Here is an 11581-nt window from a genome sequence, read left to right as displayed (position 1 = left end):
ATGGCTGGTGATCGACACCGCCGCCTCGGTCGGACCATAAAGATTGAACAACTCCGTACGCGGATGCTCCCGCAAAAACCGCTGCCCCACCGAACCCGGCAACGCCTCACCGATCGCCAACACCCGCAGCGGCGACCAGTCCACCGTGTCCGCGGCCGGCCGGTGCAGCGGCAGCGCGTCCAGCATCGACGGCACCACGTGCAGCGTGGTGACCGACTCGCGCGCCATGAGTTCGGCCAGATACGCCGGATCCCGATGACCATCCGGCGCGGCGATCACCAGACGACCGCCGCACACCGCGGCCGACCAGAACTCCCACACCGACAAGTCGAACGTCGCCGCCGTCTTCAGCAGCACCGAGTCGTCCTGGGACAGCTCGAATTCCGCTGCCTTCCAGAGCAATTGGTTGACGATCGCCGCGTGCGGCACCGCGACGCCTTTCGGGCACCCGGTCGAACCCGACGTGAAGATGACGTAGGCCGTGTTCTCCGGCCGCAGCGGGGCGACTCGCTCGGCGTCGCGGAGCGGCACGCTCGCGACCGCGGTCAGTTCGAGATCTTCGAGCCGCACGACCGGGGCGACGTCGGTGTCGAAGTCCGACTCCGCGTTACTCAAGACGCACACCGGTGCGGCGACGGAGAGGATGTAGTCGGTCCGCTCGGCGGCTTGGTCGGGATCGACCGGTACGTACGCTCCGCCGGCCTCGGTCACCGCGTACATCGCCACGACCAGGTCCACCGATCGGCGGAATGCGAGCGCGACCCGGGTCTCGGGGCCGACTCCCACCGAGATCAGGTACCGGGCCAGACGGTTCACCCGGGCCGCCAGTTCCGCGTAGCTCAGCTCGGCGCGTTCGTCACCAGGCAAGTCCGCGACCAGCGCGACCGCTCCAGGAGTCGTGGCGACGGTCCGCCGCAGCAGCGATCCCAGGGTGGCGGGCTCCACCGGCTGAGTGGTGTCGTTCCATGCGGTGAGCACGTCGACGCGCTCGGCGTCCGCGAGGATGTCGATGTCCCCCACCGGGACGGCGGGATCGGTGACTATCGCGGCGAGGACGCGTGAGAACCGCTCCGCGAACCCTTCTACCGTCTCCCGGTCGAACAGATCGGTCGCGTATGTGAGGAACCCACCGATACCCGCGGCAGCACCCGACTCGTCATACCCGTCACCAACGATCAAATGCAGATCGAACTGCGACACATCCAAATCCGCATCCACACCGGCCACCGTCAGACCCGGCAACTCCAAGGACGTGCGCGCCACATTCTGAAACGACAAACCCACCTGGAACAACGGATGACGCGCCGTCGACCGCGGCGGATTCAACACCTCCACCAACCGCTCGAACGGCACATCCGCATGCGCGAACGCAGCCAGATCGGCTTCGCGCTGACGCGCCAGCACGTCCGCGAACGACTCGCCACCGTCGATCCGCGAACGGAATACCACCGTATTGACGAACATGCCGATCAGATCGTCGAGCTCACGCTCACCACGACCCGCGACCGGCGTGCCCACGGCGATATCCCCGGTGCCGGACAAGCGAGCCAGCAGCACCGCGAACGCGGTATGCACCACCATGAACAGCGTCGCGCCATGCGCACGAGCGAGCTCCACCAACCCGGCATGCGTCGCGGCGTCCACCGTCACGGGCACGCGCGCACCTGCCAGCGACGCCACCGCCGGACGCGGCCGATCGGTCGGCAACTCCAGCAGGTCGGGCAGGCCGGCTAGCTCCGCGCGCCAGAACGCGATCTGCCGTGCCGCCAGCGATTCCGGATCCGACTCGTCACCCAACACCGCACGCTGCCACAACGCGTAATCCGCATACTGCACCCGCAACGGCGACCACCCCGGCGACTCGCCTGCCACACGCGCCGAATACGCCACCATCACATCCCGCACCAACGGACCCATCGACGACGCGTCCGCCGCGATGTGATGCACCACCACCGCAAGCACATACTCCTGCGGCGCGTCCACGATCCGCAGCAGGCGGACGCGAACAGGCACTTCGCCGGTCACATCGAAGGGGACCGTCGCGAGCGTGGCAACCTCACGCTCGATCTCGTCCGCGCCGATCGGATGTTCGGCCACGTCCAGCGTCAACTGGCCCGCGGCCAGCACCACCTGCACCGGACCATCGGGCGTCTCCGGATACACCGTGCGCAGCACCTCATGCCGCGCCACCACATCGTGCAGCGCCGCACCCAGCGCCGCCACATCCAGCGCACCGGTCAACCGCAACGCGAACGGGAGGTTGTAGGCCGCCGAACCGGTAGCCGCGGCTGCATCGTCGGACTGGTCGAAGCGGTTGAGGAACCACATCCGCCGCTGCGCCAAAGACAACGGCAGCCGCTCCGGACGCGCGATGCTTCCCAACCGCACACGGCGCTCACCGTCGGTATGCGACTCGAGCGCCGCCGCCAATGCCGCGACCGTGGGCGCCTCGAACAACGCACGCACCGGCACCTGAGCATCGATCGCCGCCCCGAGACGCGCCACGACCCGCGTGGCCACCAGCGAATTGCCGCCGAGCGCGAAGAAATCGTCGTCCGCGCCGACCCTGGCGACGCCGAGCACCGCACCGAACACCTCGGCGACGATCTCCTCGACCGCCGTCGCGGGCGCATGGAATCGCCGCGCCGTGAAGGTCGGCTCGGGAAGCGCCTTGCGATCGAGCTTGCCGCTGGGATTCAGCGGGAACGCGTCCAGTGCCACGATGGCAGCCGGAACCATATAGGTGGGCAACGTTTCCGCGATCGCCGCGAGCAAGTCGCCCTGCTCGATGGAGTACCCGGACGCGGGGACCGCGTAGGCGACCAATTGGTCGCCCAGCGACGACGGCGCGACCACCGCCACGGCCTGGCTCACCGAAGGCTGCGCCAGCAGCGCCGTCTCGATCTCCCCCAGCTCGATCCGCTGACCACGGAACTTCACCTGAAAATCGGTCCGGCCCAGATAGTCGAGCCGGTGCGGTAATTCGTCGGTGGGGGCGCGCCAGACCACCAGATCACCGGTGCGGTACATCCGCTCGCCGTCGCCGAACGGATCGGCGACGAACCGGTCGGCGGTCAGGTCGGGACGCCGCACATAGCCGCGGGCCAGCTGATCACCCGCCAGATACAGTTCGCCCGGAACACCGGTCGGCACCGGTTGCAGACGCGCGTCCAGCACGTACACCTGCGTGTTCCACTGCGGTACACCGATCGGCACGGTGCGCTCGTCCGCCGCGGTCGCGGGCCAGTAGGTCACCGAGACGGCCGCCTCGGTGGGGCCGTACAGGTTGTGCACGGCGGCGTCGGTCACCGCGCGCACAGCGGCGACGGTCTCCGGCGGCAGCGCCTCGCCGATCACGAAAATGTCGCGCAAGGTCGGGCACGAGCCGGGCGTGGCGTGGGCGGCGAAGACCGTCAGCATGGACGGCACGAAGTCCGTCACCGTCACGCCCTGCGTGGCAATGGTCTCCGCCACGTACACCGGGTCACGGTGTCCGTCGTGGTGCGCGATCACCAGCTTCGCGCCCACGCGCAGCGGCAGGAAATAGCCCCACAGCGAGACGTCGAACGTCGTCGCCGTCTTCTGCAAGTACACGTCGTCGGCGTCGAGCGGATACGCCGCGAGCATCCAGCTGATCTGATTCTGAATCGCGAAGTGCGAGATCGCCACGCCCTTGGGGCGTCCGGTGGACCCGGAGGTGAAGATCACGTACGCGGGATGGTGTGGCAGCACCGGGCGCACCAGTTCCTCCGCGCGCACCGGCGAATCGTCGAACCGGTTCGGATCCAGCGCGTCCAGCAGCAGCACCGCGGTGTCTTCCGGCACGTCGACCGCGTCGGCGGAGGTCGTCAGCACGCAGATCGGACGCGCCGTCTCGAGGATGTGCGCGATGCGTTCGGCCGGATGATCCGGATCCAACGGCACATACGCCCCACCCGCCGCCACGATCGCATACATCCCCACCACGAGATCCAACGACCGACGAACCGCCAACCCCACCAACGACTCCGCACCCACACCCTGCGAAATCAACAACCGCGCCAAACGATTCACCCGCGCATCGAACGCACGGAACGTCAACTCCACACCTTCGTACACCACGGCGACCTCGTCGGCGTACGCCTCCGCGGCATGGCGATACCCGTCCAGCAGCAACTCGGCGGGCACCGGATACCGGGTGTCGTTCCACTCGCGCAGGATGCGTTCGCGCTCGGCGGGAGCTAGCAGATCCATCGCGCCGATCGGCCGATCCGGCTCGGCGGCGGCGACGGCAAGCAGCCGATCCAGCCGCCAGGCGAACTCGGCGATCGTCCGTTCGTCGTACAGGTCGGTGGCGTAGGTGAACATCGCCGTGAAGCCCGAGGCCTCGCCCCCGGCCTCGGGCACCACGGTCAATTGCAGATCGAATTTCGCCACCGCGCCGTCGAACTCCAGCACGCGGGCGGAGAGTCCGGGCAGGTCGATCTCCGGCCGGTTCAGGTTCTGATAGAACAGCGCGACCTGGAACAGCGGGTGATGTGCCTGCGACCGCACCGGGTCGAGCACCTCGACCAACCGCTCGAAGGGCAATTCGGCATGCGAGAACGCGCCCAGATCGGTTTCCTTCGTCTGAGCCAGCAGCGCACGGAACGACGCGCCGAGGTCGATCCGGGTGCGCAGCACCAGCGTGTTGACGAACATGCCGATCAGCGCGTCGAGTTCGCGCTCGCCCCGGCCCGCCACCGGCGTGCCGATGGTGATGTCGTCGGTGCCGGTGAGCCGGGCGAGCAGCACCGCCAGCGCGCTGTGCACCACCATGAACTCCGAGGCGCCCGCGCTGTGCGCCAGCTCGGCGAGACCTCGATGCACCGAGGCGTCCACCGCGAACGTGTACTCCGCGCCCCGGCCGGAAGCGACCGGCGGGCGCGGGCGGTCCGAGGGTAGGTCGATCCGGTCGGGAATGCCCGCCAAGGCGCGCCGCCAGTAGGCGATCTGGGCCGCGGCCACCGACTCCGGGTCGTTCTCGTCGCCGAGCATCGCGCGCTGCCACAGCGTGTAGTCCGCGTACTGCACCGGCAGCGGTTCCCAGGACGGGCGCGCCCCGTTGCGCCGGGACAGGAACGCGCTGAGCAGATCCCGCAGGAACGGCGCGACCGAGGCGCCGTCGGCCGCGATGTGATGCACCACCACCGCCACCACGTGGTCGGCGGGGCCGATCTCGGCCAGCGCCATCCGCAGCGGCACTTGCGCCGCGACATCGAAACCGGTCAGCGCGAGGCCGCGCAGCCACGCGGGCAGCTCGTGTTCGGCGACGGGTTGCGGCGTCAGGTCGGGGACGGCCTGCGCGGCAGGCAACACCACCTGATACCCCGTACCATCCACCGCCGGATACACCGTCCGCAACGTCTCATGACGCCCGACCACATCCGCGACCGCCGCCCGCAACGCCGCCACATCCAACACACCCGACAACCGCACCGCGAACGGAATATTGTTCCCCGCCGAACCGGTATCGAACTGATTCAAAAACCACATCCGCCGCTGCGCCAACGACAACGGCACCCGCTCCGGACGCTCCACAGCCACCAGCGCGTGCCGGTCACCCGCGCCCTTCAGCGGCTCCAGCCGCGCGGCCAGCGCGGCGACGGTGGGGCTCTCGAAGATCAGCCGCGCTGGCACCCGCGCCGCGATGGCCGCGCCGAGCCGGGCCGCCACCTGCGTGGCGATCAGCGAATTGCCGCCCAGCTCGAAGAAGTCGTCGTCCGCGCCGACCGGCGCACCGGGGCCGAGCAGCTCGGCGAACACCTCGCTGACCAGCTCTTCGAGCGGACCGACCGGCGCACGGAACACCTTGGTCTGTAGTCGCGGCGTGGGCAGCGCCGCGCGATCCAGCTTGCCCACCGGGGTCAGCGGGATCTCCTCCAGCACCATGACGACGGTCGGCACCATGTGCGCGGGCAGAATGCGCTCGGCGAAAGCGGCGAGTTCGGCCGCGTCGGCGATCATCCCGGGCGCGGCGTGCACATAGGAGACGAGGATGGTGACGCCGCTGTCCAGGTCGTGTCCGACGGTGACCGCGAAGTCCACGCTTTCGTGCGCGGCCAGCACCGCGTCGATCTCACCCAGCTCGATCCGGAAACCCCGGATCTTCACCTGGAAATCGTTGCGACCCAGATACTCCAACTCACCGTTCGGCGTCCAACGCACCAGATCACCGGTGCGATACAGCCGGGAACCGTGGGGGTCGAACGGGTTCGCCACGAAGCGGGACGCGGTCAGCCCGCGCCGTTCGTGGTAGCCGCGGGCCAGATGGGCACCGGTGATGTACAGCTCACCGGCCACCCCACTCGGGACCGGGACCAATCGTTCGTCCAGCACGTACTCGGTGACGGCCCGGATGGGCGCCCCGATCGTCACCGGCTCGCCGGGCACCAGCGGCGCGCTGATGTTCGTCATGATCGTGGTCTCGGTCGGACCGTACCCGTTGAAGAACTCGCGGGTCCGCCCACCCGACACCGGGAGCACCCAGCGTCGCACCAGCTCCGGCGGGCACGCCTCGCCGCCGGCCACCACCACGCGCAGCTCGTCCAGCCCCGTAGGATCCACCGACGCGAGCGCGGCCGGGGTGATGAACGCGTGCGTCACGGCTTCGCGGCGCAGGAGCGCGGCGAGTTCGTCACCGCCGTAGACCGTCGGCGCGACCACGACCATGGTGGCCGCGCCGCCGAGCGCCAGCAGCAACTCCAGCACCGAGGCGTCGAACGACGGCGACGCGAAATGCAGTGTCCGCGACGCACTCGTCACCCGATACCGGTCCCGCTGCTCGGCACAGAAACTCGCCAGCCCCGCTTGGGTGACGACCACGCCTTTCGGCTTGCCCGTGGAGCCGGAGGTGTAGATGACATACGCGGGATGCTCCGCGCGCAGCGGGCGCACGCGGTCGGTGTAGGTCACCGGGTCGGCGGCGAACTCCTCCAGCCGCCGCGCGCAGTCGGCGGTGTCGATGGACAGCCACTCGACCCGGGGCGACAAGTCGGCGCGGATCTCCTCGACGGTGAGCCCGAAGACCGCGCCGGAGTCGACGACCATGTGCTCGACGCGGTCGGCCGGATAATTCGGATCCACCGGCACGAACCCCGCACCGGTCTTCGCCACCGCCCACACCGCAACCACGGACTCCACCGACCGCGGAACACCCACCGCGACCAGATCCTCCGGACCGACCCCCCGATCGATGAGCAGCCGCGCCAACCGCGTGGACCGTTCGTCCAGCTCGGCATAGCTCAGTGTGGCCCGCGTGCTGGTCGCGTCGGCGAAGATCACGGCCGCACCGCTGGGGTTGGCCTCCACGGCGGTGGCCATCAGTTGCGGCAGGGTGGTGACGCGGGGGCGGCGGGTCCGGGTCGGCCGCACACGGGCCGGGCGGGTCATCGGCGCACCGCTTCCGCAGTCTCGTCACACCGCTGCCCGACCGCCCGAACCATCGTGCTGCCTCACCCTGTCTATCGTCGCCACACGCACGTCACCATGCTGCCCGCGCTGTGATCATCGAACGCGCGCATGCCGATCGTTACCTAACCGCCGGCGCACGCCGAGCGCCATCTGCCACGACCCGTGAATTTCCGGGGCACGAGCGGACGCGTATGACGAGTGCCGCGGACGATTATTCCCTGCCGACGCCCGATCCGGGTCGCGACGTCGGCAGGGACGATCACCGGCGGGCGTCGAGCAGAGCGGCCAGCTGCGGGCCGATCACCGCCAGCGCCTCCGGCGTGGCCATCCGCGCGTGCGTGACCTCGACCGGCCGGTCGACGACCATGCCCTGGACGTACGGCCACCAGTCCGCCGCGGCCGCGCGCAATTCGTCGGCGGGGTCGGCGACCGCCGCGCTGAAGTACTGCACGGTGCCGCGGAAGACGCCGGGCCGGTGCTTGGCGATCAGCTCCGCCGAGCGGACCGCGCTGCGATAGATCCGGCGCAGCCGCTCCGGCGTCACCGCGACCAGATCCGGCGGGATCATGGCGTGCAGCGCCGCCAACGACTCGTCGTCGAGGTCGTAGACATCGTCGTCCGCGGCGGCCGTCGTACCGAGACCGAGTTCGGCCAAGGCGCCGCGCACCGCGGCGCGGAAGCCGACGACGTCCGGATTCGGATGGCTGTCCATCATGGCCAGCAATTCCACCTGCTCGCCCGCGTCCTGCAGCTCGGTGGCGATGGTATGGGCGAGGACACCGCCCAGCGACCAGCCGAGCAACCGGTAGGGCCCCTGCGGTTGCACCGCCCTGATCTCGGACAGGTAGCGCGCGGCCAGCTCCGCCAGCGAATCGGGCAGCTCGCCGTCCTCCGACAGCGCGGGCGATTGCAGACCGAAGATCGGCTGGTCGGCGGGCATGAACTGGGCCAGTCCCGCATACGACCAGGCCAAGCCGTACATCGGATGCAGGCAGAACAGCGGGGCCGCCGATCCGCTCGCCCGGATCGGGAGCAGCACGTCCAGCGCCGCGGTGACGTCGGCGTCGCCCGCGTCGATGCGGGCGGCCAACCCGGCAACCGTGGCGTCGGTGAAGAACCACTGCACCCGCACCGTCGCTCCGGTCGCGTCCCGCAGCCGCCCGGCCACCTGGGCCGCGAGCAGCGAGTTACCGCCGAGGGCGAAGAAGTCGTCGTCCAGGCCGACGCGGTCGGCGCCGAGCAGTTCGGCGAATACGTCGGCCACCGCCCGCTCGGTGACCGTCTGCGGCGCGCGGTAGGCGACGGTGCTGGTGACCTCCGGCGCGGGTAGCGCGCGGCGGTCGAGTTTTCCGTTCGGGGTCAGCGGCAAGGCGTCGAGGACCACCACGGCGTCGGGCACCATGTACCCGGTCAGGAATTCGGCGACCGCGGCCCGGACCGCCGCCGGATCGACACTCACCCCCGTGTCGGGCACGACGTAGCCGATCAGGCGCTCACCCGGCTGTTCGTCGGCGCGCACCAGCGCGACCGCCTGTCCGACACCGTCGCAGCGCAGCAGCGCGGCCTCGATCTCGCCGAGTTCGATGCGGAACCCGCGCAACTGCACCTGCTGGTCACCGCGCCCGGCGTACTCGAGCGCGGCGTCGTCGGCGCCGGCACGCCACCGGCCGATATCGCCACTGCGGTACATCCGCGATCCCGGCGCGCCGAACGGATTCGCGACGAACCGCGCCGCGGTCAATCCGGGCCTGCCCAGATAACCGCGCGAGAGCTGCGCCCCGACGACGTGGATCTCACCGGGCACCCCCACCGGAGCCGGATGCAGACGCCGATCCAGCACGTACGCATCCAGACCGGGGATCGCCCGGCCGATCACACTGGCCGGATCGTCGGCGCTGTGCTCAGCCAACGGCAGGAACGACACATGCACCGTGGTCTCGGTGATGCCGTACATGTTCACCAACCGCGTCCGGTCACCGTGGCGGTCGTACCAGCGGCCCAGTTTGCGCAGATCCAGCGCCTCACCGCCGAACACCACATAGCGCAGCGCGAGTTCACCCGCGCCGGCCGCTCGATCCGCTTCCACCAGCTGATAGAACGCCGACGGAGTCTGGTTGAGCACCGTCACCCGTTCCCGGATCAACAGTTCGCGGAACTGCTCCGGCGACCGCGAGGTCACATAGTCGACCACGACCACGCTGCCGCCGTGCGCCAGCGCGCACCACAGCTCCCACACCGAGAAGTCGAACGCGTAGGAGTGGAACAACGTCCACACATCGGTCTCGCCGAACCCGAACAAAGGCTGGGTGTTGGCGAACAACTCGACCACATTGCGGTGTGCGACGCCGACGCCCTTGGGCACACCGGTGGAGCCGGAGGTGTAGATGACATACGCGAGGTTGTCCGGGCGCAACCGCCCCAGCCGCTGCGCGTCTCCGACCGGTGCGTCCGAATACGATTCGGCCTCGGTCAACAGCACCACCGGCAAGTCACCGGCAGGCACCGCGTGGCGCTCCTGCGCCGTGGTCAGCACACACACCGGAGCGGCGTCCTCGAGCATGAATTCCAGCCGCTGCACCGGATAGGTGGTGTCGATCGGCAGATACGCCGCGCCCGCGATCAATACACCCAACAGTGCGACCGGCAGTTCTTCGGTACGCGGCATCGCGACCGCGACCACCGATTCCGGGCCCGCGCCCTGGGCGATCAACGCACGCGCGACCTGGTTCGCGCGGCGGTGCAGTGCACCGAACGTCAAGGTGGTGTCGCCGAAACGAATCGCGACCGCGTCCGGACGCGACCACGCCTGCTCGGCGATCACATCCGGCAAGGTCGCGCCGGGCACCCACGCGCCCGGCGCGTTCCACGCGCCCAGCACCTGATCCCGCTCGCCGTTCGCGAGCACATCGATGTCTCCGACCACGGCGGTGGCATCGGCCGCGACCGTCGCCAGGACCCGGCGGAACCGATCCGCGAAACTCCGCACGGTCGACTCGTCGAAAAGGTCGGTCGCGTAGCCGATCACCACCGAAAGGCCCGATGCGCCGGGCTGTTCGGCCAAGGTGATCTGCAGGTCGAACTTGGCCGCCGACACCTGCGGATCGATGCCGGACACGGTGAGTCCGGGCAGCTCGAGCGTCGCCTGCGTCAAGTTCTGCAGCACCAGCATCACCTGGAACAACGGGTGCCGCGCGGCCGAGCGGACCGGATCGAGCAATTCGACCAGGCGCTCGAAGGGCAGGTCGGCGTGACCGAACGCCGCGACGTCGGTCCGGCGGATCTCGGCGAGCAGCGCGTCGAAGGAGTCACCGGGGTTCACTTCGGCGCGCAACACCAGGGTGTTGACGAACATGCCGATCAGGTCGTCGAGCTCGGCCTCGCCGCGGCCGGCCACCGGGGTGCCGATGGCGATGTCCGAGGTGCCCGACAGCCGGGCCAGCAACACCGCGAGTGCGGCGTGCACCACCATGAACAGCGTCGAATTGTGCTGCTGGGCCAGCCGTTCCAGCGCGGCGTGCAGCTCGGCGTCGATGTCGAACGCGAAGGTGGCTCCGCGATAGGACGCCTGGGCGGGCCGTGGCCGGTCGGCCGGGAGCGGCAATTCGTCCGGCAGGGCGGCGAGCGCGCCGCGCCAGTACTCGGCCTGCTGCGAAATGAGGCTGTCCGGGTCGGTCTCGGAACCGAGCACCTCCCGCTGCCACAGGCTGTAGTCGGCGTACTGGACCGGCAATGGAGCCATGGCCGGGGCCACGCCCCTACTGCGCGCCTCGTAGGCCAGCATCAGATCCCGAGTGAGCGGTCCCAGCGACCAGCCGTCGGAGCTGATGTGGTGGGCGACGAAAGCGAGCACGTGCTCGGTGACCTCGTCTGCCTGCGCGACCTCGAACAGTTCCACCCGGAACGGGACTTCGGTGGTCACCTCGAAGCCCGCGGTGACGACCGCGGTCACCGCCGCGATCAGCTCGTCCGCGTCGACCCGGATGGGTACGAGGCTGATCGGCACCTCGGCCGCCGGAAGTACCTGCTGTACCGGGCCTTCGGAGGTCTGCGGGTAGATCGTGCGCAGGATCTCGTGCCGCGCCACCAGATCCGCGACGGCCTGCCGCAACGCGGCCACGTCCAACTCACCGGTGAGGCGGATGGCTGCCGG

The 11581-nt window shown here is 69.5% G+C and carries 2 protein-coding genes; both read right to left on the bottom strand.

Annotated elements, in window-relative coordinates; all coding sequences use genetic code 11:
- Window positions 1-7410: non-ribosomal peptide synthetase (locus tag GVY64_RS35740; protein ID WP_159850965.1), on the bottom strand; the 7410-nt coding region annotated here is incomplete at its 3' end.
- Window positions 7411-7690: 280 nt separating this feature from the next.
- A partial coding sequence (locus GVY64_RS35735) for a non-ribosomal peptide synthetase (protein WP_159850963.1) occupies window positions 7691-11581 on the bottom strand: 3891 nt, incomplete at its 5' end.

This window comes from Nocardia sp. CY41, from assembly GCF_009829325.1.
GTDB lineage: Bacteria > Actinomycetota > Actinomycetes > Mycobacteriales > Mycobacteriaceae > Nocardia.
The sequence above is the reverse complement of the archived record's forward strand: the minus strand, read 5'-3'. Positions and strand labels throughout refer to the sequence as shown.